Origin of the sequence: Neobacillus kokaensis (assembly GCF_014656545.1) — a bacterium.
In the GTDB taxonomy this organism is placed as follows: domain Bacteria; phylum Bacillota; class Bacilli; order Bacillales; family Cytobacillaceae; genus Neobacillus; species Neobacillus kokaensis.
In genome coordinates, this window is record NZ_BNDS01000007.1 from 31,251 (window position 1) to 53,632 (window position 22,382).

Here is a 22,382-nt window from a genome sequence, read left to right on the forward strand (position 1 = left end):
CGGACTTTTATTTCTTTTTTTGCTGATACCCTCTATTTTTTCCATAATAATTTTGATTTGCTTTATTTTTAGATTGGAAATGTACCTTATTATTTCTCTGATGGGAATGTTTTCCTTTATTCCCAGGCTTTTGTTGATCTTTTTCCGGGTATTTTTTTTGTTGTTTTTCCTGAGATTGAATTGGATGTTTTTTTTGATGTTTTTCTTGATTTAACGCTTTCTTTGTTTGACCATATTTTTTTTCTTGCTTTATCGCTTTCTTTGTTTGACCAAAATTTTTTTCTAGCTTTATCACTTTCTTTGTTTGGCCAAAATTTTTTTCTTGCTCTCCATTCACCTTTTTTAATTGTCCAGGAGCCATCTTTTTCTCTGAAAATGGAGGCTGCCTATTCGTACCTTTATTTATCCCAGTAGGATTTTCGGATTGCTTCTTATATTGTCCATTCGTTTGTGAGATCTCTCTTATTTTCTTTGGCTGCTTTTGAGGACCGTTCTTATCTTTTTTCTTTTCTGTTGATTTTACATTAACCTTTTTACTATTATTCGCCTCATATTTTCCAGCAGTTACTCCAAGTTCATGTGCCTTTTTTAACTCTTCTTCCGTACAGTTTAAAACGGTCAGCTCCAAGGCCTGAGAGTTAATCGTGGCTTTAATTTCATTTAAATGCTTTTGAAGCTTTTCCTCAGCGACTTTCTCTACCTTATCAGTCCGAACTGTAGAGAAGATAACATGTTGATTATTTTCCAAGAAACCTTCTTTTTTCATGGTAAGCAGTAATGTTTTCGTAAGTTCAGCGGCATCCTGTTTCTTCCAGTCTGAAAGCTGCGAGATAATTTTTTTTCCTGCTTCATTAAAACCAGTCAATTCAATAACTTGCATTTTATCGTTCACACCAAGCTCAATACTCGGATTCACGTCAATGGACATATAGGCATACGCTTTATCTTTTTGGAGCACCGGAAATAACGAACCAATTATGACCAAAAGAGCAAGCGAAACGACCCATATCGGCTTCAGTCGAAACAGGTGATTTAGTCGTTTGTGAAGGTTGTTTGTTTTTGTAATAGTCACTGGATAAAAACATATTTCCTCACCAATCATATAGGGCATATCCAGCCTTTTTGCCCTTAAGAATTCTCCATCAGGGGTAAGAAGTGTAAGAAAAGTCTCATCTATTTGCATTACAATTCCTTTTTTCATGTTTCAAGCACCCCCTTTATATAATCCTTTAAATAAATATAATCACTGGATAGAATGAGTGCGATAGCTATAATGTATTTTCGATTCCGTTCAATCGTTTTACGGCTTACATTCACCATTTTTTCTAACTGCTTAATCGGCAGCCGTTTCTTTTCCAGTAATAATATTCTTAATTCCTGATCTTCTACAAGTTTTTTTGCGACTAGGATCGCATTTTTCCTTGCGTCGGTATGTTTAGGAGAATTTTCTAATAAATCACTTAAGGTTAAGTCAAAGGCATTTAACAATTTTTGAAACTGCAGCACTTCTTCTTTTCGCAGCTGTTCATCGTTCTTTTTTTGATATTCTTCAAGGGAAAGCTCATTTACAATCGTAATCCCTGGTAATTCTTCCTCATTTGATTCATTAGTCAAATCAATACTAATATGTTGGTTTTTCGTTTGTTTACGGATATAATCTATAACTCTTCGTTTAATAATAATTTCTGAAAAGTTTAATAGGGAACTACCACGATCTGCTGAGTATTTTTCGATTGCTTCATGAAAGGCTATAAGTCCTATGCTAAATTCATCATCTGTTTCATAAATATATCTTTTACATACTGAAGAAACCGTCTTTGCAATAAATGGTTTATACGCCTCAATCAGCTCATTTAACAGAGAACTATCTCCCTGCTGGATCAAGGCAACAGTATCTTCAATTGTTGGTTTCTTTTTTTTGGCCAAAAACAATAAACTCAGCATATGCTCACCTCTATTCGACCCATTATATCATACGTTCGGATCATTTTGGGGGCAAGCATTTTCCTTTTCACTACATAGGTACGCAAATTTTATAAATTTGTGGGGGTTTTATTAAAACTTTTTTTCAAAAGTATTACAAAAAAAATGGCGGGTATAGTCCCCGCCATTTTAATCATGTTGATCCATTGGATTATAGAGTTTTACATTTGGATTTTTGTCTTGAAACCATCTGAGTGCAAACTCATTTTCAAACAAAAACACATAATGATTATATCGATCTTTGACTAATAAGCTTCTTGAGCTTGAAAGATTTTCATCCACGGTATCATTTTCAATCCATCGTGCTATCTTTGAACCTAATCTTTCCATTAATACTTCAGCATTATATTCGTTTTTCATTCGATGTTCAAATACTTCAAATTGAAGCTGACCAACAGCACCTAATAGATATTCATCTGTTTTTACAGTTTTATAAAGCTGAATCGCTCCCTCTTGAACTAGCTGCTGAATTCCCTTATGAAACGATTTTTGTTTCATTACGTTCTTCGCCGATACGCGGACAAATAATTCTGGCGTAAATTGAGGTAATTTCTCAAATTGAAAATCATTCTTTCCACTAGTGAGGGTATCCCCAATTTGATAGGTACCTGTATCATATAATCCGATAATATCTCCGCTGACTGCTTCATCTACCGTACTTCGTTCTTCTGCCATAAAAGATGTCGATTGTGAAAGCTTAAGCTGCTTCCCTAACCTTGGAATATTTACGGTCATTCCCCGTTCAAACTTACCAGAGCAAATGCGGACAAATGCAATTCGGTCGCGGTGTGCCGGGTTCATATTTGCTTGAATTTTAAACACGAAGCCGGAAAATTGGTCCGATAGCGGATCAATCTCACCAATTGATGAATTACGTGCTTTAGGAGCTGGGGCGAAACGTAAATAGGTCTCAAGAAATGTCTGCACACCAAATGTTGTTAAGGCACTTCCAAAAAACACCGGTGTCAGAGTTCCATCTGCCACTCTGCTTTCAGAAAACTCATTTCCTGCTTCATTTAGGAGCATAATTTCTTCAAGTGTTTGGTCATACAAACCAGATGACTTCAACTTATGCTCTCCTTCGATTTCTCCATTTTCATTTAATGGAATAAATCGCTCTTCCTCGATGCCCCGGAATTGTTCAACACGATTATAATAGCGGTCATAGATCCCAAGAAACTCTTTACCCATACCAATTGGCCAATTCATTGGATAAGATTCAATGCCGAGAACTTCCTCTAATTCAGCCAGCAGTTCCAGCGGCGGTTTTCCTTGGCGGTCAAGCTTATTAATAAAAGTAAAAATTGGAATGCCGCGCATCCGGCAGACTTTAAAAAGCTTAAGAGTTTGTTCCTCAATCCCTTTAGCGGAATCGATAATCATCACAGCACTGTCAACCGCCATTAATGTTCGATACGTGTCTTCACTGAAATCCTGGTGTCCAGGTGTATCAAGAATGTTCACTTGAAAGCCATTATATTCAAACTGCATAACACTGGATGTAACAGATATTCCCCTTTGTTTTTCAATTTCCATCCAGTCACTCGTTGCAAATTTGCCTGTCTTTTTAGCCTTTACGGTTCCTGCGTCCCGAATCGCACCGCCAAAAAGCAATAATTTTTCAGTTAATGTTGTTTTTCCGGCATCCGGGTGAGAAATAATCGCAAATGTCCGGCGTGATAATACGTCTTTTTTAAAATCGTTACCCATCATGTCTTCCTCTCTTTTGACAAAGATTTTGTCCATAACTTAAATCTTATCGCTGAAACGTTCACTTTGCAATATTTCAATGAATGTACATGGTATTTTTTCTTTTAATTTTTCATCCATTGTCCATCTTAGTTGGTAACTTTATCGTATTCCTTCCACCAATTCCCTTATCCATTTATCTGGAAATTACTTTATAATAGAATATGACTCTGGTTAAGGAGGATGATCCGATTGAATCGAAGTAAAATCATTATGTCAAAATTTATTCCTTTATTTATAGCATTAATTATCGTTATTTCAGGCAGCATTTGGTTTGTTCAATCGAACAATAAAGAGATTTCCATTCCCTTTTCTTCCGTTGAAAAAATGATCCAAGAACAACATGGAAAAAAGGTTGTACTTACTGAACAATCCGATGGCAGTCTATATATAGAAACAGAAAAAGCAAAGTATGTTACTCATATCCCGCCTAACAGTCAAATGATTAATAAATTGGTAGAATCATATAATATTGAATACTCCTTTACATCAAGCAGCCGTTATGGCAAATGGATTTTAGGCGGTCTTGTACTTCTCTTAATCGGTGCAGCATTTGCACTTCAAAAAACCAAGGGCGGTTTTGGGTTAAATTCAATGAAAAACAGTGTTGCCAAATCACAACCGATTCCAACCATCAGCTTAAAGGATGTGGGTGGTCTTGGTGAGGAGATGAAAGAAGAAATCCTGCAAACACTGTCTACTTTAAAAGAACCGGACCACGCAATTAAATTAGGGATTACCCCTCCGCAGGGCATCCTTTTTTACGGCCCTCCAGGAACCGGGAAAACCTTGCTTGCTCAAGCCATTGCTAGTGAATTGAATGCCTCTTTCTTTTCTGCCAGCGGTTCGGCTTTTAATGAACTTTTTGTCGGTGTTGGCGCGAGCCGTGTTCGATCATTATTCCAGGCAGCAAGAAAGCAAAGCCCAGCTGTGATTTTTATCGATGAGGTCGATGCTCTAGCCGGAAGAAGAAAGGCACATGGCGGTGAAGAAGCAGAAAAAACATTAACAGAACTTTTGGTGCAATTAGATGGCGGTCATTCTAACGATGGAATTTTATTCATTGCCGCAACAAACCGAAAAGACATGCTTGATGAAGCTTTTTTACGTCCTGGACGAATTGACTTCAGCTTCCATGTGCCTCTTCCAGATACAAAAGGAAGAAGAGAAATCATTGAAATTCATACAATAGGAAAATCACTTGCACCTGAGGTATTTGCTTCTTTAGATGGGTTAGCGGAAAGCACGTCCGGGTTCTCAGGGGCCGAACTCCATTCTTTGTTCGAAACAGCAAGCAGAAGGGCTGTTCGTAATGGACATGAGGCTGTTCAAAAGGAAGACCTTGACTATGCTCTAGACCGAACCATTTTAGGCAGCACATCGCGTACCCTTAAGGACCATGATACAAAACATAGGGTAGCTATTCATGAAGCGGGACATGCTCTGGTAGCCTCTGTAACAAAACCTGGATCTGTCAGGAAAGCAACCATCATCCCGCGCGGTGAAGCACTTGGATATGTAGCTCCAATTCCAAAAGAAATGCATTTATCAACGACAAGTGATCTGCTTGACCGCATTGCAATGATTTTGGCAGGCGGTGTTGCGGAGCGTATCCATTTAGGTGAGCATAGTATCGGTGTCGGCGGCGATGTCCAGCAAGCAAAACAGATTATTGAACAAATGGTCGAAACCGGCATGCTCCAGGATGGTTTTACGCTAACATTTAGCAGTAAAGATAAAGAAACAAAAATGCAGGAATTATTCACCAAAGGATTAGAGATAGCTGAGAATTTAATAAAAAGTCATCAAAAACAGTATGAGCAATTAGTCGATGCTTTATTAAAAAAGGAAACATTAGAGGGATCAGAAGTAGAAAATATCGTTTGGCAGCATTAATAACACAGGATTTCCTAAAAGCACAAACCCGCTTAGTGTTCTAAGCGGGTTCGATTCATTTTATTAATAGTAGCAAGCAGCTCCTACTATAATTAAGAGGATAAATAATACGACGATTAATGTAAAGCCGCCGTACCCGTAACCAAATCCTCCATATCCATAGCCGCCGCAGCCGTAGCCTGCATATCCAAACATAGAATTACCTCCTTTTATAGTTTAATAAAATCCTCCAACCCAAGAAGCACCTACAATAATTAATAAAATGAACAGAACAACGATTAGCGCGAAGCCAGCTCCGTATCCTCCTGCTGCAGTCATTTGTTTTACCTCCTTTTTTAAAGTCTATATATCCTATTCAGTAAAATTAAAATGTGCAATAGACTCCTATCCCAATTACTCTGTTAATAAAAAAAAGATAAGCCCATTCTTACTAGGCTTAATCCCTAAAAACCTTGGTTATTGAACCTGCCTTTTAACATTTTGGTTCAATAATTGGCAATGGCCGGTCAACTATTTTAGGCGACAATGGTTCAATCGTACAGAAACAACTTAAATCTATGATAATACAATTATCCGTCTTTATTAGTGAATATACTTCATCGCAGAAAAACTCTAAAGGGCAGCCATCCATATCTACGGGTTCAAGCAGTGAAAGGCTTGCACAGCAATGATTTGCATCTAACTTTTCCAGCCTAAAGAATGGTGTAGTAAAAAATTTTCCATTTACATTCCTGCCGAATGCTTCGAAACGGCAGTTTTTATTAGAAATCATAAATGGTATCGTATCAAATCCTAGCAAATCACATACAAAACGGAATTCTTTATATGAAAGTCTTTCCTGCTCCTCAAAAAGCTGTTTCATTTCAAAGCAAATGCAGTTTTCACTATGCAGATTCATTTCCATCCCCCTCCCTGTTGCACCGAAAATCACCTTATTTTAAAATATTCTATTCTGAATAGATGGTATAGGCACCTCCCATAACCACAACAACTTTTCGAAATAACTAACTGTTATTTATCAAACGATAAAAAAGACCGCAGGCTAAACATCCTGCGGTCAAGCTTCATTTATTTTATACTTTTTAATTCACCTAGTTTTGCAGAAATAGCGATTGCCATTTCCTCAACTGCTTTTGGCAGCGCTGTCTCTAACTTAGAATTAACAGTGTTCGCCATTTTTCCAATTGCATTTACTTCAAGAAATCCAGTCAGCTTGGTTCGATTCAAATTAATAGCCTTTGCTTCAAAATAGCCCGTACCACCATATTTCTCACTTTTCCCTATCAATTCAAAGCTTATCCTTGTCGGCTCCAGCCATTCTTTTATATCAATCATTAAACTAATCTTCTTCTTCAATATGCCGATGTCGCTCTTAAATTCCCATGTGGACTGATGGTCCGTAATTTTTTGATGGTGGATGTAATTTGGAACTAGTGGAGCCCAATTATCCATATCCTTTACGAAATTCCAGATTTCATCAATAGGGAACTCTAATTCAACTTGGTGCATTCCGCTTGGCATAATTCCCCTCTTTTCTGATCAAGATAAAAGACCTTCCCAGTTTGAAGGTCTTATTAAAAGATATATGATAAATATAGAGGTTATAGAAGGGAAATTACTCAATTAGATATGAACATTTCCATTAAAAATGCCTGAATTCGTTTCGCAGCCTCAAGGAGACGTTCTGGCGGCTGTACCAAAGCAATTCGTACATAGCCTTCACCTAACTTGCCAAAAGCATCTCCCGGCACTACAGCTACACCCACCTTATCTATTAAATCAAAGGCAAACTTTCGAGAACTAAAGCCGGGAGGTATTTTTGCCCAAACAAACATCGTTGCCGGAGATTTGGCGACACTCCAGCCGCTTTTTTCTAACCCTGCTATTAATGCATCTCTCCGCCTTTCATATTCTTTCACCTGCGTTTGAAAGAAGGAAAAATCGGAAGTTAACGCCTTTACAGCAGCCGCTTGAATCGGATAGAATACGCCGTAATCGATATGCGACTTGAACGAAGCTAGAGCATTTATTACCTGCTCGTTACCTGCCGCATAAGCGATGCGGCAGCCCGCCATATTAAATGTTTTGGATAATGAATTAAATTCAATTCCAACCTCCTTTGCACCAGGTAGCGATAAAAAGCTAATTTGAGGATGATTGTCAAAAATTAATTCAGAATAGGCAAAATCATGAACAACTAAGATATTATGAAGCTTGGCAAACTCGATTACTTCTTTAAAGAACTCTTTATCAGCTAGGGCAGTAACAGGGTTTCCCGGATAGCTAAGGATCATCATTTTTGTTTTCTGTAATATTTCTAATGGTATTTCTCCCAATCTTGGAAGGAACTTATTTTCCGCCAGTAACGGCATTGGGTAAACATTCCCGCCGGCAATGGTTACACCGGCTTCATAAATCGGGTATCCAGGGTCAGGAACTAATACATAATCCCCTGGGTCAATAATTGCCATTGCTAAATGGGCAAGCCCGTCCTGGGAACCCATTAACTGAAGCACCTCTTTAGCGGGGTCAATGTCAACAGAGTAACGATGCTTATAAAAATAACTTACCGCATCATGAAATTCAGGTATTCCCTTTAATGTATAGCCATACTTACTCGGATCCTTTGCATATTCCGATAATGTTTCCACCACAAAGGAAGGCGGCAGGAAATCAGGACTTCCAACACTCAAATCAATAACATCTTTGCCCTTTTTCATTGCTGCTTGCTTTAGGTCGGCTATTTCTTGAAAAATACTTGAAGACATTTTCTGGACCTTTTCTGATGCAGTGAAATTCATTGTCATTTCCCTCAATTCCAAATAATTTTTTCAATTTGTTTAAAGCTGCAATGCAATATTGTTTACTATTTTAACATAATTCAGATTATGTAAGGTGATTGATTATAATTCAATTTGGCCAGTTTACCATTGATTATTTTTAATGTGTATCTTAAGATAATTAAACAGGTTGAAAATTCAGATAAGTGAAGTGCAGTAATGGGGGTTACATAGAGTTGAAACTGTTTCAATATATGTTATTTTTTATGGGGTTAATCTTTTTTGGCTTGGGCAACGCCATCGCTGTGAAAGTGAAATATGTTGGCCTTCACCCATGGGAAGTGCTTAATGTTGCTCTTTACCAACATTTTGGATTAACGATTGGCACTTGGAGTGTGGTTTGTGGTCTTATCCTTATTCTTATTTCTTTAATTGTTGACCGACGTTATATTAATATCGGAACCATTATAAACGCAATACTGATTGGACCGATCATGGATTTTTTCCTTTGGCTGGATATTTTACCAAAAGCGACAAATTCCTGGATTGATTATTTCATTCTGCTTTCTGCAATCGTCATAACAGGAATCGGCGGAGGCATGTATGTAGCTGCGGGTATTGGGGCGGGACCGCGGGATGGTTTTATGCTGTCTATTTCCGATAAAACAAAGCTATCAGTCAGCCAAGCTCGCATCATTGTTGAAAGCATGGTGTTAATTATTGGGTTTTTATTAGGTGGTCCAGTATTTATTGCTACTTTTATCTATACATTTATTCAAAGCCCTGTCTTCCAACGTTCCTTAAATTTTTTTAGAATACTGGTGGAAACCGCAAAAAAAAAGAAGGATAAAACGCCACAAGGTATTATTATGTAAACTGTCATAAAGTCCTCGCTTACGTGAGGACTTTATTTATTTGCAGTCTTAATCGTTGGACCATACCTCTTCTAAAGTATCACGAAATAACTCATCCAATAAAGGTGTAATGTCATCTTTTGAAACGATGATATTTTTTGTGTACTCTTCTAGCCGAATTATTTCATTTTCTAAAAAATCATTAATGATGGCGATCCTGGGCTCAAGCGTTAACTCTTCTCCTTTTATTTTGCGCTCCAATAATATAAGAATTTCTTTCTTAAGCTCCCCCTCTTCAAGCAGTTCGCTGACAAGCATCTTAAACTCAAGGGGCGGATTAGAGTGATATTGTTCAATCCACATGCAAGCCAATATTGGACGAATAACATAAAAGTATTTCTTGATTTTTACCTGCTCACCCTGCAGATAATCACGATAATTCCCCTTCGCCATATTTAAGTAGTGGTATAAAGCTGATTGGGGTTGAAACACCTTATTCTGGATTGCTCGCATTTTGTCCACTAAGGAATATGCCTGATGGTAAACAATTCCGGAATGCAGCCATTCCATAAGAGGAGGATTTGATTTTTTAAACAGCCGCAGTGCTTTTCGCAGCTCCCAGCCATTAATGTCGAGCAGGTCATTAATCGGAAGTTCAATTACATCCCTTTTTTGTTCGATGGATAAATACCACTCTTTTTTATGAACGTAAATAAATCTAACATCATAATCACTATCCTCCGAGGGAAATCCCCATGCCCTGCTTCCTGATTCAACAGCATAACAGATTTTCACCCCGTATTGTTCTTCCAATTGTTTTATTTCTTTTATAATTCTTTCCCTCAACTGAATCTCACTCCTTCTTTCCTTATGTAAGCAAACCTAAGCACAGGCTCCTCCTTAGTTTTCCCCATAATTATTGAAAAAGGAAGGCAAAGCGGCCCCATCCTAATGGACAGGGCCGCTAATTTAAGCAAGGTCAAAAAGTAACCGATCTTAAGAAATTTTCTTTAATTCCTCTGTTAATTGAAGGAATAAATCTTTATTGCCCTCTGTTAGTGTCAGGTCGATTTCCTTCAGGAGTTTCTCCCTCTTAAACTGCACAAGGGCATGATTTAAAATCATCTCAGCAAACTCAGAATCTGTGTACTCATGTGACTGTTGTGGTGAACGAAGTAACTTCTTTTCCATTGGAAATCAACTCCTTGAGCTTTTTTATATTATACTAATAGTTTTCTAAAAATTCAAACATTTTGTTTTGATTTTTCAAAAAAATTTTTGGTAATTTCTTTTACTTGTATCTACAGTATTTTTTTCCCTTGATTTTGCTGGTGTAAACTTTAAAGTTTTGGGAATATTAATTTCATCTATTATTGAGGACTAGGAGTGAAGGGATTAATGGACCAAGAGGTATTATCCGGTTATAAACGGATAAATAACACAAATGTTTATTATGAATTTTATCCTAATCAAGTATCTGATAAAACGATCGTCTTATTGCATGGCTTTCTTTCATCGACGTTTACTTATCGACATTTAATTTCTTTACTAAGAAAACAATATCAGGTTCTATCGCTTGATCTTCCTCCATTCGGCAAAAGTTCTAAAACTAACAGTTATGTCTATTCTTATAAAAACATAGCTGAAACCGTTATTAAAGTAACAGAGTCATTTGAACTTCAAAAAATGATTTTTATCGGACATTCGATGGGTGGGCAAATCGTCTTAAATATCCTGCACATGAGGGAGGAGCTTGCAGACAAAGCGATCCTGTTATGCAGTTCAGCCTACCTAAAACGGGCCAAGATTCCACTCATATTAACAAGTTATTTGCCATATTTTCATCGATTCGTAAAGTTTTGGTTCGCACGAAATGGCGTTAAAAAGAATTTGCAAGAGGCTCTATTTAATCACTCAATTATTAATGAGGAAATGATCAATGGCTATATGGAGCCATTTTTGCAGGATGAAATATTTGTCGCTTTAACAAGAATGATTCGAGACCGAGAAGGAGACCTACCGAGAAAAATTTTAAAGCAAATTAAAACACCTTGTTTATTAATTTGGGGAGAACATGATAAATCAATCCCGCTAAAGTTTGGGGAAAAACTTAAGCAGGATTTATCCAATTCCGAACTGATTGTCCTTAGAGAAACTGGACATGCAATTCCAGAGGAAAGACCATCAGAAATATTTGAGTATATTAAAGGCTTTCTAGAAACAAACCCGGCAGCAGCAGATCATTAAAAGAAGTGTTATGGCGGTGTTTGACATCGTTACTCCACTCCTTACTTGAACCAGCCTTTTTCTTTAAACTGTGTAATCGCTTCGATGCGGTTTTTTACCTCAAGTTTATCCAGAATGACAGAAATGTAATTCCGGACTGTTCCAGTCTTAATACTAAGCTCTTCAGCAATTTCCTTTGTATTCTTTCCATTAGCAATCAGTTCAAGTACTTCTTTTTCCCGATCTGTCAATGGGTTTTCTTCTCCGTAAACATCATCCATCAGCTCGGGTGCATATATGCGTCGGCCAGTCATGACACTTCGTATGGACCTCGCAAGTTCATCGCTTGGACTGTCTTTTAATAAATATCCACTGACTCCCGCCTTTAAGGCACGCTGAAAATAACCTGAGCGGGCGAAGGTTGTTAAAATAATTAGTTTGCAGCCTAGCCCTCTCAGCTCTTCAGCTGCTTCCAACCCAGTTTTTCCTGGCATTTCAATATCCATGATGCAAATGTCAGGATTAAGCTTTTTTACAAGCTCAACAGCCTCCTCACCATTTGAAGCGAGCCCGATAACTTCCATATCATCCTCCAAATTTAGCAGCGTTCCAAAGGCGCCGAGCAGCATTTGCTGATCTTCAGCTATTACAATCCTAATCATTTGTTATACCTCCCTCTCACCCGGTTTCACATCATTTGGTACCTTAATAAATAATGTTGTACCTTCTTTCGTATGAAGCTCTAGACTGCCATTAATGAACTCAAGCCTCTCCCTCATCCCTTTCAATCCGTTCCCTTCTTCCATTTCTCCATCATTACTGCTAAATCTCCCGTCATCCATTACCTTCATCACTAGTTCCTTCCAGGATTGTTCGAAGGTAATAACACAATTCCTAGCACCGCTGTGTTTCACAACATTGTTTACTGCTTCCTTTAAACACATGCTCAAAATATTTTCAGTTAATAATGAAATATTTTTGGGGGAAAATTCACTTTCCACCGTTACATTGATTTCCGCAGCTTTCAGTATTTGCTTTATACGATGAATCTCATCCTTTAAGCGAATCCCCCGCATAGATGAAACCATTTTTCTAACTTCACTCAATGCCGTTCGGGCAGTTTGCTGGACATCCTTTAATTCACTTCGTGCCTGGTCAGGATCTTTGGCAATCAGCTTCCTAGCTAAATCCGTCTTCAACCCAATGAGAGAAAGCTTCTGTCCAAGTGTGTCATGAAGGTCCCTGGCAATTCGCTGCCGTTCCTCTAATTTAACAAGCTCTGAAATCCTTTTGTTTGCATCCTCCAGCTTTTCTTCAAGCTGGCCCCGCTCCTTGCGGTTATAGATGCTAAAAGGAAGAAGTATGACACTAATCCAAATAATAATTATAAAGGGCAATTGCTGTAAAAATAATTTTTCATGCATAACGATCCCATAGTTGATGGAAGCAGATGTACTAAGCAAGTGAATAAAATACAAAGTAAAGAAGGCAACCCGGTCCTTTATGTTGCCAAGAAAGTAAGCAAGAAAAAAAGCAAAATAAACGTAACTAAATAGGCTGGTAGCAGTAATAGAAATCGCAATTAATAATAATGTCCATACATAAACAGGCCAGCCTTTTGAAACAAATGCCACGCGGTATAGGATAAAAAAGGTTAATGTAAGCAAAATCCCTAGTACAATTTGCATAGTAGATGAAGCTTGGAAAATAAAGTAAAATGGTAAGATACAAAGAATCGTCCAAATATATGGAGCGATCCCGTTGCTTTTTTGAAATGTAATATACTTTTTTATTTTAGGTGCCACTTCTTTTTTCACATTAATCCCCTTCATCTAGCTATCCTTAAATGAAATCGCATTATCCTCTAATACTATTTATTTTAACGGAAAATCCAGCTTCTTTAAACCTGACAAACTTTTTTTGCTGCTCATCCCATAGGTGAAATTTTAATGAATTCAGGCTTGTTTTTAATGTAATTGTCGGTATATTTTGTAATGGCGGTGTATTTTTATGAGCCTCTTCAAGCTTATAATTCGGCACTCTAGGGCTTAAGTGATGTACATGGTGGTAGCCGATATTGCCTGTCAACCATTGAAGCAGCTTTGGAAGTTTATAAAACGAGCTTCCTTCTACCGCAGCTCTCACATATTCCCATTCTTTATCTTCTTCAAAATAGGAATCTTCAAATGTATGCTGGATATAAAACAACCAAATACCAGCAGCCCCCGCAAGCCAAAAGATCGGTCCTTGTACTAATAGTAATGGCTTCCACCCAATTGTCCAGCATAGTAAACTAATCACGCCCACAATTGCGATGTTAATTAGATAAGTATTAAGACGTTCCTTCAGCCTTGCCTCTTTCCTGTTGAAGCGGTTTTTAATAAGAAACACATAAATAGGCCCAAGAATAAACATAACAAATGGGTTGCGATACATACGATATTGAAGTTTTTTCCATACAGAAGCTGTCATGTATTCTTCAACAGTAAGAACCCAAATATCTCCTGTCCCACGTTTATCAAGATTGCTGCTGGTCGCATGGTGAACGGAATGATCGTGCTGCCACTGACTAAAAGGAAATAATGTCAGAATCCCAGTCAGTGTCCCAAGTATCTTGTTGGCATTCCTATTTTTAAAGAATGAATAATGACAGCAATCATGAAAAATGATAAATGTTCTGACCAAAAAACCTGCTGCAATAACAGAAAATGCTAATGAGAGGATAAAGGATATAGACAGACTTTGATAGCTCAGAAACCATAAAACAAAAAAGGGAACGATTGTATTTATTATTTGCCAGACACTGGCCATTGTATTGGATTTTTCATAAGGTGCCATCTGTTTCCGCAAATTTCTTTGTTTTTCAATCATCATGTTTTGAATTCCCCCCCACTTTTTGATATTTCAAATTATAAAGAAATAAAAACATAATTTGCAGACATACATGTCATAGCTTGGATATGACGTTTGTCATATATACATTCTAGAAAAATAAAAACCAGATAGGTTTTAACACCATTCTGGTTTTTCAATGTTTTATTTTTTGGCTGCGAGCCAAGTTGCAACTGCATCTGCATCTGCATCTGAGAGATTTTGCTTTGGCATTTGTCCTTTACCATTATGAATGATATTTAGGATATCATCCTTCGACAATTCCGAGCCAATCTTCGTTAAATTTGGACCCACTCCGCCTTTTAAATCACCGCCATGACAGGCAGCACAATTTCCTTGGAATACTTTTTCTCCATCCGCAGATGTAGTTGCAGGTGCTTGTTCTTCTGTTTTTTTAGTTGTTGTGTCCTTGTCAGTGGTCGTATCTTTATCAGTTCCTCCTCCACAAGCAGTCAGAGAAACTAGAAAAACTAAACAAATCGCACCATATACTATTTTCTTCATTCATCTCACCTCCGTTAAAATTTAGATTTTGTTATTTTAAGCTCCAATATACATGGTTCAGGCATCAAATGTATTAATTAAGAAAAAGAAAGAGGATTTTGATACTAAGTATAGAAGTGGTATATTGTAACAATTATTTATAGGGGAGGATTATATAATGCGGAATAAAGAAATGCTGCTCATACCTGGACCGACACCTGTTGTAGATTCTATTTACGATGCCTTGGCTGAGGAAACTCAAAGTCACACAGACCCAAGGTTTGTTTCCATCTACCGGAATGCAATTGAAAAAACAAGAGAAATGTTAAATACAGATGGTGAGGTATTTGTCATTTCAGGTTCTGGAACATTGGCAATGGAAATGGCAGTAGTAAATACTGTGAGTGCAGGAGAAAAACTACTCGTCATAAGTCATGGTTACTTTGGGGACCGCTTCATTCAATTAGGAAAAGCTTTTGGGATTGAAGTGGATGTCCTTCAAGCAGAATGGGGGAAGCGAGTTTCTCCTGAAGAAGTGCAAAAGAAGCTTTCCGCAGAAAAAATTAAAGCGGTTACAATTACACATGCAGACACCTCTACCGGTGTTGCAGCTGATTTAAACACATTAGTTCCCATCATAAAAAAGCATGGTGCACTGGTTATCCTTGATGGTGTTTGTGCAACTGCAGCGATGGAAGAAGATATGGGCAAAACCTATGGAAATCCTGAATTTAAAATAGATGTTGTACTAACAGGGTCACAAAAAGCAATCGGCGTACCTCCAGGACTGGCAATTGTCGCTTTTAATCAATCGGCGCTTTCAGCAAGGGAAAAAATTGAGCGATTACCTGCTTATTACTGTGATATTTATAATTGGATGCCAATTATGAATGACCCTTCGAAATATTTTGCTACACCGCCTGTGAATCTAATTTATGCCTATGATGAGGGTATGAAGCTGGTGCTTGAAGAAGGATTAGAAAAACGGTACAGGCGTCACGAGGCATATGGGAAAGCTGTTCGCGCTGCCCTTGCGGAATTTGGCATGACCGCATTAGCTGAGGAAAATGTTGCTGCTGCTACACTTAGTTGTATTCTTTACCCAGAAGGAGTAAATGATGCTGCCTTCCGCGCTGCTCTTGCGAAAAAAGGGCTGATTGTTTCAGGAGCACTTGCTCATTTAGCAGGAAAAGCATTTCGAATTGGCCACATGGGAAATACAACGGAGCAAATGCTTGAAAAAGCAATCATGTTAATTGGTGAAACTTTAAACGAGCTAGGACATTCTGTCGATTCCAGTCAAGCAGCAGAACGTTTTATCGAGACCATTTCTCATTGTACAAAATAACTAGGACACGCTTTTGAGCATACAACAATACTTAGAATGAGGAGTTCCATTTACTCCTCATTTCATTCTAGCTAGAAGTTATTCAAATAAAATCAAACCAATACAAATAAAACACTACACATGGAATACTGCATAGCAGAGCCTTTTTATAAGATATATAATGCAGTCTTAGCATCGGAAACATGACAAGATTAAATATGAACGACCACCAAATGTTCCAGCCGTTTTCGTATTTAATGACCCCAAAAAATTTCCCGCCAATCCACTCAACCGTTGTAAAAATCAATATCCATTTCATGATATGGAGAATCCTTCTTTTAGGAGCATCTGGATAATTGGATAAATAAATCAAAATTGCTGGAACAGCGATTAAAAAAAGCAGGATAAAATCCGCAATAATTTCTGGAAAAAGACCCTTTCCATCCATTTTCCATAGATGAAAATTAAAATGGGCAATATATTCATATGAAAGATTTCCAATTGAGAAATATAACAACGTGGGGTAATATTTATCTAAGTTTTTCCAATCCCCCTTTAAAAATGATGCTGTTAATGACCAAATGGCAACTACTATTTGATAGATTGCTCTCACCCCTAAAGCTATACAAGTAACTATATTATTTCCATTTCTCTTCCAAAGTTTCGCAGGATTAATATTTTAATGAAAAAATGCTTGAAAACAACTCAAATTAGCTGTTTTCAAGCTTTAAAAATGATTAATTCTCTGCTAAAATCCTTCGATAATAATCCGTTTCAAGAATCTTTGCGGAATAATAAAACTTTTCTTCCACAATTGCGGACATTTTTTTTATGTAGTCCTTACTTACTGTTTTACCATTATTAGAGATGAATTGGTTAGTTACCGAATTGTATCTTCCTCTTTCAGTTATAAAGCTTTTATTGGAGAAAATTACCAGAGGTTTAGTGTTGGAAAAAATATCTTGCCCCATTAGCAGCCGTGAATCATATTTAAGACCCAGTAAATTTGATATGGTTGGAATAATATCCAAGCTTGAAATCGGTTTTTTCACCGTCGTTGGTTTCATCCCTTTTGAATAAAGAATAAAGGTGCTTTTATATAATTCAAAATTTTTCTCAACTGGATGTCCAGCAAGTTCATTAATGGTTTTCATATCCAATCCATATGGATAGTGGTCAGGACTAAGGGCAATTAAGGTTTTGTCAGCAATCCCCGCCTCCTCAAGCTGATCCAATAAATATTTTAATGCGCGGTCCAGTTCAACCTGTGTAGCAATATACGCTTTTGCTTGTTCTGAATAAGGCAAATTCTGCACAAGATTTTTATTTTTATAGGCAATATAATTTCCGGTAAAGGAATACTGCATATGACCGCTTACGGTCATGTAATAGGTATGGAAGGGCTGGTTATCAATGTATTCTGGTATTGTTTTTTCCATCATTTCCAGGTCCGATTCAGGCCAGGTTTTCTTGACATCCAGCCCATTTCCTACCGCCTTATACTCATAACCCATATTAGGATGAGAAACATTCCTGCCATAATATGTATAAGAGTGATCATGAAAAGCCATTGTTTTATAATTCTGTTTTTGCAGCTGATTCCCCATTACAAAGGGAAGATAATTTTTTCCTGATTGTTTAAAACTCCAAACTCCGCTCTTAGGAATTAACCCGGTACAGGCAACATACTCACCGTCAGATGTACTAACCCCCCAAAGCGGGTTATAAAAATTTGTAAACCGATAACCGTTATTCACCAATTTATATAATGTCGGGGTAACATCCTTATGGACAGCATAAGGTGAAAAACCTTCCGCGGTAATGAGGATTAAATTATATCCTTTATATTTCCCTGTATATTTATTTTTGGCTGTCGGCTGAACCTGCTCAAAATATTGATGCATTTCTTTAAGTTGTTGATTTTTTTCATTGGCAGCAAATTTTGCAAAATCTATATCCAACGTATTATATTCAACAATTTTCCCTGATGCTTCCCGCTCATTTGGATTTTCTTTTAAACTCTCGGAAGGCGGGGTTGCAGGAATATATTTAGAGCCATGAGGTACCGCTAATTCGACTTCAGGAGACCATCCGGTGATAAGGCGCTGCAAGTCCAGCCTCATCGTCGTCAGCAGGCCTAATCTTTCGACAGACAATTGAGAGTAACTATTTTTGAAATATAAATCATAAGCTGAATTTTGCGCTTTACCGCCAGCGTAGACAGCGGCAATACCTGTTACATGAGCAAAAAGCATACAGCAGGCTACGGAAAGCTTATTAACAGTACTGCAGGATTTAAAAACAAGCATTTTTTTACCGAAAACTACAAGAAACAAAACCGGGGCAAAAAATAGGAATAACACTATAGAATGCTCACCGGCAAAAACCGCAATATCTCTCCAAAATTCAACAATCTGCCCTCCATTGCTTGCGGAGTATAAACTATAGTAAGTCTTAAAAAACTTGAAATAAATAAATTGCGAAGCGTAAATAAACGATGACAGTGCAAGGAGGCATACGGAAAGGAAAAAACCAGCCTTCCTATTAAAAAAGCTGCAGAGGAAGAAAAACAGGAACGCAAAAGAGAGTAAAAAAACGCATGAGATGACGATATCAAAGGAAAAAGATTGTATCATCACTGATACCCGAAAGATGACCTCCATCCACAATAAAGAAATAATGATATAAAAAAATAAAGAATCCGCTTTCAAAACCTTTCTCATTTGGAATCACCTCTTCACCTCTTATTGGTTGTTTCTATTTTAACAAAAACGGTAACATATTTAAATCAAATAAGGCACTCTCTCCTGAGTGCCTAAGCATTTAATTTTTGCTGTGTATTTTATGATATTTATAGTATTTACAAAATGAGAAAAGTTATAAGGAAAATTTTTACTTTTTATGGAACAATATTTCCCGCAGCTTTATAGATTTGGTACCATTCTTCCCTTGTTAATAAAATCTCTGCGCCTTTACAGGCATCTCTCATGCGGTTAGGATTAGTGGTTCCAAGTACTACTTGAATATTAGCCGGATGGCGTGTAATCCACGCAACAGCAACGGCTGTATTTGTGATGCCATATTTATCTGCAATCCTATTAATCGTTTTGTTAAGCTCCGGAAATTTTTCTAAATCACCAAGAAATGTCCCTTCAAAGAAACCGTGCTGGAACGGCGACCATGCTTGAATGGTAATATCTTTCAGCCGGCAATATTCGAGAATGCTGCTATCACGGTTAATAGCTTGGTCATTCTTCATATTCAAAGTGATTCCTGAGTCAATCATTGGAGTATGGGCAATGCTGAACTGAAGCTGGTTGATCACAAGTTTATTCTGTATATATTTTTGCAACAGTTCAATCTGCATCGGATTATGGTTTGATACCCCAAAGTATTTAACCTTGCCGCCTGTTCTTAGCTCTTCAAACGCTTCCGCTACTTCTTCCGGCTCCATTAATGGATCTGGCCTATGCAATAGGAGGATATCAAGATATTCCGTTCTTAGCCTCTTCAATATTCCATCAACGGAGCTAATGATATGCTCCTTTGAAAAATCAAAATAGCCTTTAGACGATATAATCCCGCATTTACTTTGTAAAATCATTTTTTCGCGAATGGATGAATTCATTTGAATCGCTTCGGAAAAAATTTCTTCACAACGTCCTTGCCCATATATATCGGCATGATCAAAGAAATTAATTCCCTCCTCCATTGCTGTACGAATTAATTTTTCCGCTTCCGGAATTTTGAGCTCAGTTAAACGCATATTGCCCATAATTAAGTTAGAAGCTTCGATATCAGTGTTTGCGATACTTATGTATTTCAAATGGACTCCTTCTTTCAGTAGTAATTTTTATACTATTAGGGTACATGTTAAATGGTTTAATAAACTTGACTTACATCAAGACTTCTCGATTTCCAACAACTGCTTTTTCATTTCCAGGCCGCCTCGGTAACCCGTCAGTTTACCGTTTTTCCCGACGACACGGTGACATGGAACCGTGATTAATATCGGGTTTGCCCCAATGGCAGTCCCAACAGCCCGGACAGCAGCTGGTTTATTTATAAAGTTTGCAATGTCCGAATAAGATTTAGTCTCACCATACGGTATTTTACACAGGGCATTCCAGACAGCTGTTTGAAATTCTGTCCCGTGATAATCAAAAGGAATCGTAAAGCTCTTTCGCTTTCCATCAAGATATTGAACCATTTCTTTCGCAAATGGCTTTAATTTTTCATGCTCTTCAACAAGAGGAGTATCTGGAAAATGCTTTACTGACCATTCTGCTAATTCCTCAAAAGGTTGATTGTGAGAACCAACATAACAAAGCCCTTTTGAAGTGGCGGCAATATACATTTTCCAATTTTTATGATTTAATAGTGACCAATAGATTTGAACCGGATTTTGTTCTTTCATAATAACTCACCCCCATTCTTTTATTATAACGTAAAATTAAAATAACCCGATGTCTTTTAACAGTATAATTTTTATCAAACATATGGAGGAACGCCTGTGGAAAGAGAAGTACACATTATTGATGGCTGGCATATTGACAATGACTGCATTATTATTGATCTCCCAGCAGATTTTAACATGAAGGCAAACCTTGCCTATCTTAAGCGAAATAAGAATGAATGCATGTTTGAGGTTGAAAATGAGACCGTTACAAGAGTTATTGTTGTTGGGGAAAATAGGCACTTAGTGCGGTTAAACGTGAATGAACAAAATCAGATGATTGTCCGGTTTGTTAATGGGTTTAAAACTAGCAAACCAGATGGTGCTAACGTTGCCGCCTACATCCGCGAATGGTTTGATCTTGACAGAGATCTAACGCCATTTTATAAAATGGCAAAGGCAGATCAACTTCTAAAAGAGCCAGTTCAAAACTTTTCTGGGTTACGGGTAATCGGTGTTCCCGATTTATTTGAAGCGCTTTGCTGGGGCATTCTCGGACAGCAAATTAATCTAGCATTTGCCTACACATTAAAAAGGCAATTTGTTGAAAAATATGGTGATTTTATCGAATGGAGCGGAAGGAAGTATTGGATTTTTCCCTCTCATAAACAAATTGCACAATTGACACCTGATGATATGGCTCAAATTAAAATGACCAGAAGGAAAAGCGAGTTTATTATTGGCATTGCTCAATTAATGGCAAGCGGGGAATTATCTAAGGAGAAATTATTGGGATTGGGGTCGCTTAAGGAAGCAGAAAAAAGTTTAATTAAGATTCGCGGGATTGGTCCTTGGACGGCGAATTACTTGCTAATGCGCTGCCTGCGATTTACTTCTGCTTTTCCAATTGATGACGTCGGGCTGCATAACTCGATAAAACGGCTGACTTCTGGTGAAAAAAAGCCTTCCAAAGAGGAACTTCTAGCGCTATCGGCAAAGTGGGCTCCCTGGCAGGCGTACGCTACTTTTTATTTATGGCGGGTCAATTACTGATGAAATTGGAGTTTTATAATGCACGATTTTCTAAAGATATTTAATAAATTATATGAATACTATGGTCCACAGGGGTGGTGGCCGGCTGAATCCGCATTTGAAATGATGATTGGGGCCATCCTTGTGCAAAATACAAGCTGGCGCAATGTGGAAAAGGCGCTGACTAATTTGAAGCCTTTTTTAGAACCTGAAAAGCTTGAGAAAATTTCGGGCGAGGAACTGGCCGAATTAATAAGGCCAAGCGGGTTCTTCAATATAAAGGCGAAGCGGATTAAGTCTTATATGGAATGGTTTAAAACCTATGATTATGACATTCAACAGATCAAAAAAATAGATCGGGTTACAATACGAGAGGAACTGCTTAGCATAAAGGGGATTGGTCCCGAAACTGCCGGCGTAATCCTGCTCTATGCCTTTGATTTCCCAACTTTTATCGCCGATGCATACGCAAGGCGGATTTTTTACCGCCTTGGATATGATATGCCAGATTCATATGATGACTTTAGAATGCTGTTTGAAGCTGTGCTTCCTAAGGAGCTGATGCTTTATAATGAATATCACGCCTTGCTTGTTGAACACGCGAAGGAGCATTGCAGAAAAACACCTGTCTGTGTCGGATGCCCGCTGTTTGGAAATTGCATACGAAAACCTGCGTGAACGATTGTACCTTTCAATGTGTGCTTCTCTGCGTTTTTTCACTTTCGCGCGTTCATTAAACTTCCTAATTCGTTTTTGAATAATTA

The 22,382-nt window shown here is 37.7% G+C and carries 24 protein-coding genes; 6 read left to right on the forward strand and 18 right to left on the reverse strand.

Annotation, left to right across the window (positions count from 1 at the left end; genetic code table 11):
• Nucleotides 1-7: 7 nt before the first annotated feature.
• From IE222_RS09815 to IE222_RS09825, 3 genes are all read right to left on the reverse strand, one after another.
• The gene (locus IE222_RS09815; protein ID WP_191272247.1) at nucleotides 8-1,201 is read right to left on the reverse strand and encodes an anti-sigma factor domain-containing protein; all 1,194 of its coding nucleotides are present in this window, start codon (nucleotides 1,199-1,201) and stop codon (nucleotides 8-10) included.
• Nucleotides 1,198-1,944 carry an RNA polymerase sigma factor SigI gene (gene sigI, locus IE222_RS09820; RefSeq protein WP_191272249.1) on the reverse strand — a complete coding sequence of 249 codons (747 nt, stop codon included), beginning with the start codon at nucleotides 1,942-1,944 and terminating at the stop codon, nucleotides 1,198-1,200. Before sigI ends, IE222_RS09815 begins: the two co-directional genes overlap by 4 nt.
• Nucleotides 1,945-2,112: 168 nt before the next feature.
• On the reverse strand, nucleotides 2,113-3,693 hold the full coding sequence (locus IE222_RS09825; protein WP_191272251.1) for a peptide chain release factor 3: 1,581 nt from the start codon (nucleotides 3,691-3,693) through the stop codon (nucleotides 2,113-2,115).
• Nucleotides 3,694-3,915: 222 nt separating this feature from the next.
• Between IE222_RS09825 and IE222_RS09830 the strand changes: the two genes are divergently transcribed.
• Entirely contained in the window at nucleotides 3,916-5,628 is a 1,713-nt protein-coding gene (locus tag IE222_RS09830; RefSeq protein WP_191272253.1) for an AAA family ATPase, read from the forward strand.
• 63 nt (nucleotides 5,629-5,691) lie between these two features.
• Here IE222_RS09830 and IE222_RS09835 read toward each other — a convergent pair whose 3' ends face one another.
• From IE222_RS09835 to IE222_RS09855, 5 genes are all read right to left on the reverse strand, one after another.
• Nucleotides 5,692-5,823, reverse strand: a complete 132-nt coding sequence (locus IE222_RS09835) for a YjcZ family sporulation protein (RefSeq protein ID WP_191272254.1) — start codon at nucleotides 5,821-5,823, stop codon at nucleotides 5,692-5,694.
• A 21-nt stretch (nucleotides 5,824-5,844) separates the two neighbouring features.
• A complete protein-coding gene (locus IE222_RS09840) occupies nucleotides 5,845-5,946 on the reverse strand; it encodes a YjcZ family sporulation protein (protein ID WP_082193289.1) in 102 nt (33 codons plus the stop codon).
• A 154-nt stretch (nucleotides 5,947-6,100) separates the two neighbouring features.
• Entirely contained in the window at nucleotides 6,101-6,526 is a 426-nt protein-coding gene (locus IE222_RS09845; RefSeq protein WP_191272256.1) for a CotY/CotZ family spore coat protein, read from the reverse strand.
• 170 nt (nucleotides 6,527-6,696) lie between these two features.
• Nucleotides 6,697-7,149, reverse strand: a complete 453-nt coding sequence (locus IE222_RS09850) for an SRPBCC family protein (protein ID WP_191272258.1) — start codon at nucleotides 7,147-7,149, stop codon at nucleotides 6,697-6,699.
• Between the two features lie 98 nt (nucleotides 7,150-7,247).
• Complete coding sequence (locus IE222_RS09855) at nucleotides 7,248-8,429, reverse strand: LL-diaminopimelate aminotransferase (RefSeq protein WP_191272260.1); 1,182 nt, start codon at nucleotides 8,427-8,429, stop codon at nucleotides 7,248-7,250.
• Between the two features lie 209 nt (nucleotides 8,430-8,638).
• On the opposite strand from IE222_RS09855, the gene IE222_RS09860 reads away from it, so the two are divergent.
• Nucleotides 8,639-9,283: a YczE/YyaS/YitT family protein gene (locus IE222_RS09860; RefSeq protein ID WP_191272628.1), complete on the forward strand. Its 645-nt coding sequence runs from the start codon at nucleotides 8,639-8,641 to the stop codon at nucleotides 9,281-9,283.
• A 48-nt stretch (nucleotides 9,284-9,331) separates the two neighbouring features.
• Here the strand turns inward: IE222_RS09860 and IE222_RS09865 are convergent, their stop codons facing one another.
• Both IE222_RS09865 and IE222_RS09870 read right to left on the reverse strand, forming a co-directional pair.
• Nucleotides 9,332-10,108, reverse strand: coding sequence for a nucleotidyltransferase domain-containing protein (locus tag IE222_RS09865; RefSeq protein ID WP_191272261.1), 777 nt, complete (start codon nucleotides 10,106-10,108; stop codon nucleotides 9,332-9,334).
• 150 nt (nucleotides 10,109-10,258) lie between these two features.
• Entirely contained in the window at nucleotides 10,259-10,453 is a 195-nt protein-coding gene (locus tag IE222_RS09870; protein ID WP_191272263.1) for an IDEAL domain-containing protein, read from the reverse strand.
• A 207-nt stretch (nucleotides 10,454-10,660) separates the two neighbouring features.
• Here IE222_RS09870 and IE222_RS09875 point away from each other — a divergent pair, with 207 nt between their 5' ends.
• Nucleotides 10,661-11,509, forward strand: coding sequence for an alpha/beta fold hydrolase (locus IE222_RS09875; RefSeq protein WP_191272265.1), 849 nt, complete (start codon nucleotides 10,661-10,663; stop codon nucleotides 11,507-11,509).
• Nucleotides 11,510-11,550: 41 nt separating this feature from the next.
• Here IE222_RS09875 and IE222_RS09880 read toward each other — a convergent pair whose 3' ends face one another.
• The 4 genes from IE222_RS09880 to cccB form a co-directional block, all read right to left on the reverse strand.
• Nucleotides 11,551-12,150 (reverse strand): response regulator transcription factor, encoded by a 600-nt coding sequence (locus IE222_RS09880; RefSeq protein WP_191272267.1) that lies wholly within the window; start codon nucleotides 12,148-12,150, stop codon nucleotides 11,551-11,553.
• 3 nt (nucleotides 12,151-12,153) lie between these two features.
• Entirely contained in the window at nucleotides 12,154-13,305 is a 1,152-nt protein-coding gene (locus IE222_RS09885; RefSeq protein WP_275671454.1) for a sensor histidine kinase, read from the reverse strand.
• Nucleotides 13,306-13,345: 40 nt separating this feature from the next.
• Nucleotides 13,346-14,362, reverse strand: a complete 1,017-nt coding sequence (desA, locus tag IE222_RS09890) for a Delta(5) desaturase DesA (protein WP_191272271.1) — start codon at nucleotides 14,360-14,362, stop codon at nucleotides 13,346-13,348.
• A 162-nt stretch (nucleotides 14,363-14,524) separates the two neighbouring features.
• The gene (gene cccB, locus IE222_RS09895) at nucleotides 14,525-14,884 is read right to left on the reverse strand and encodes a cytochrome c551 (RefSeq protein ID WP_191272273.1); all 360 of its coding nucleotides are present in this window, start codon (nucleotides 14,882-14,884) and stop codon (nucleotides 14,525-14,527) included.
• Nucleotides 14,885-15,041: 157 nt separating this feature from the next.
• Between cccB and IE222_RS09900 the strand changes: the two genes are divergently transcribed.
• Nucleotides 15,042-16,211: a pyridoxal-phosphate-dependent aminotransferase family protein gene (locus IE222_RS09900; RefSeq protein ID WP_191272275.1), complete on the forward strand. Its 1,170-nt coding sequence runs from the start codon at nucleotides 15,042-15,044 to the stop codon at nucleotides 16,209-16,211.
• An 82-nt stretch (nucleotides 16,212-16,293) separates the two neighbouring features.
• On the opposite strand, the gene IE222_RS09905 is transcribed toward IE222_RS09900, so the two are convergent.
• The 4 genes from IE222_RS09905 to IE222_RS09920 all read right to left on the reverse strand — a co-directional run bounded on the left by IE222_RS09905 (nucleotide 16,294) and on the right by IE222_RS09920 (nucleotide 20,607).
• Nucleotides 16,294-16,803, reverse strand: coding sequence for a CBO0543 family protein (locus tag IE222_RS09905; protein ID WP_191272277.1), 510 nt, complete (start codon nucleotides 16,801-16,803; stop codon nucleotides 16,294-16,296).
• A 124-nt stretch (nucleotides 16,804-16,927) separates the two neighbouring features.
• Nucleotides 16,928-18,913 (reverse strand): LTA synthase family protein, encoded by a 1,986-nt coding sequence (locus IE222_RS09910; RefSeq protein WP_191272279.1) that lies wholly within the window; start codon nucleotides 18,911-18,913, stop codon nucleotides 16,928-16,930.
• A gap of 176 nt (nucleotides 18,914-19,089) precedes the next feature.
• Nucleotides 19,090-20,016 (reverse strand): aldo/keto reductase, encoded by a 927-nt coding sequence (locus IE222_RS09915; protein WP_191272281.1) that lies wholly within the window; start codon nucleotides 20,014-20,016, stop codon nucleotides 19,090-19,092.
• A gap of 75 nt (nucleotides 20,017-20,091) precedes the next feature.
• On the reverse strand, nucleotides 20,092-20,607 hold the full coding sequence (locus tag IE222_RS09920) for a methylated-DNA--[protein]-cysteine S-methyltransferase (protein WP_191272283.1): 516 nt from the start codon (nucleotides 20,605-20,607) through the stop codon (nucleotides 20,092-20,094).
• 177 nt (nucleotides 20,608-20,784) lie between these two features.
• Here IE222_RS09920 and IE222_RS09925 point away from each other — a divergent pair, with 177 nt between their 5' ends.
• Together IE222_RS09925 and IE222_RS09930 are read left to right on the forward strand one after the other, a co-directional pair.
• Nucleotides 20,785-21,639, forward strand: coding sequence for a DNA-3-methyladenine glycosylase family protein (locus tag IE222_RS09925; protein ID WP_191272630.1), 855 nt, complete (start codon nucleotides 20,785-20,787; stop codon nucleotides 21,637-21,639).
• Nucleotides 21,640-21,657: 18 nt separating this feature from the next.
• Nucleotides 21,658-22,296 (forward strand): endonuclease III domain-containing protein, encoded by a 639-nt coding sequence (locus IE222_RS09930; protein WP_191272285.1) that lies wholly within the window; start codon nucleotides 21,658-21,660, stop codon nucleotides 22,294-22,296.
• The last annotated feature ends 86 nt before the right edge of the window (nucleotides 22,297-22,382 follow it).

Excerpts from the sequence above, each read along its gene's own strand:
- IE222_RS09835 (WP_191272254.1), bottom strand. The coding sequence starts at position 5,823 with ATGTTTGGATATGCAGGCTACGGCTGCGGCGGCTATGGATATGGAGGA.
- IE222_RS09880 (WP_191272267.1), bottom strand. The coding sequence starts at position 12,150 with ATGATTAGGATTGTAATAGCTGAAGATCAGCAAATGCTGCTCGGCGCC.
- IE222_RS09930 (WP_191272285.1), top strand. The coding sequence starts at position 21,658 with ATGCACGATTTTCTAAAGATATTTAATAAATTATATGAATACTATGGT.
- IE222_RS09840 (WP_082193289.1), bottom strand. The coding sequence starts at position 5,946 with ATGACTGCAGCAGGAGGATACGGAGCTGGCTTCGCGCTAATCGTTGTT.
- IE222_RS09850 (WP_191272258.1), bottom strand. The coding sequence starts at position 7,149 with ATGCCAAGCGGAATGCACCAAGTTGAATTAGAGTTCCCTATTGATGAA.
- IE222_RS09900 (WP_191272275.1), top strand. The coding sequence starts at position 15,042 with ATGCGGAATAAAGAAATGCTGCTCATACCTGGACCGACACCTGTTGTA.
- IE222_RS09870 (WP_191272263.1), bottom strand. The coding sequence starts at position 10,453 with ATGGAAAAGAAGTTACTTCGTTCACCACAACAGTCACATGAGTACACA.
- IE222_RS09920 (WP_191272283.1), bottom strand. The coding sequence starts at position 20,607 with ATGAAAGAACAAAATCCGGTTCAAATCTATTGGTCACTATTAAATCAT.
- IE222_RS09825 (WP_191272251.1), bottom strand. The coding sequence starts at position 3,693 with ATGGGTAACGATTTTAAAAAAGACGTATTATCACGCCGGACATTTGCG.
- IE222_RS09830 (WP_191272253.1), top strand. The coding sequence starts at position 3,916 with ATGATCCGATTGAATCGAAGTAAAATCATTATGTCAAAATTTATTCCT.
- IE222_RS09925 (WP_191272630.1), top strand. The coding sequence starts at position 20,785 with ATGAAGGCAAACCTTGCCTATCTTAAGCGAAATAAGAATGAATGCATG.
- IE222_RS09855 (WP_191272260.1), bottom strand. The coding sequence starts at position 8,429 with ATGAATTTCACTGCATCAGAAAAGGTCCAGAAAATGTCTTCAAGTATT.
- IE222_RS09815 (WP_191272247.1), bottom strand. The coding sequence starts at position 1,201 with ATGAAAAAAGGAATTGTAATGCAAATAGATGAGACTTTTCTTACACTT.
- sigI (WP_191272249.1), bottom strand. The coding sequence starts at position 1,944 with ATGCTGAGTTTATTGTTTTTGGCCAAAAAAAAGAAACCAACAATTGAA.
- desA (WP_191272271.1), bottom strand. The coding sequence starts at position 14,362 with ATGATGATTGAAAAACAAAGAAATTTGCGGAAACAGATGGCACCTTAT.
- IE222_RS09910 (WP_191272279.1), bottom strand. The coding sequence starts at position 18,913 with ATGAGAAAGGTTTTGAAAGCGGATTCTTTATTTTTTTATATCATTATT.
- cccB (WP_191272273.1), bottom strand. The coding sequence starts at position 14,884 with ATGAAGAAAATAGTATATGGTGCGATTTGTTTAGTTTTTCTAGTTTCT.
- IE222_RS09875 (WP_191272265.1), top strand. The coding sequence starts at position 10,661 with ATGGACCAAGAGGTATTATCCGGTTATAAACGGATAAATAACACAAAT.
- IE222_RS09845 (WP_191272256.1), bottom strand. The coding sequence starts at position 6,526 with ATGAATCTGCATAGTGAAAACTGCATTTGCTTTGAAATGAAACAGCTT.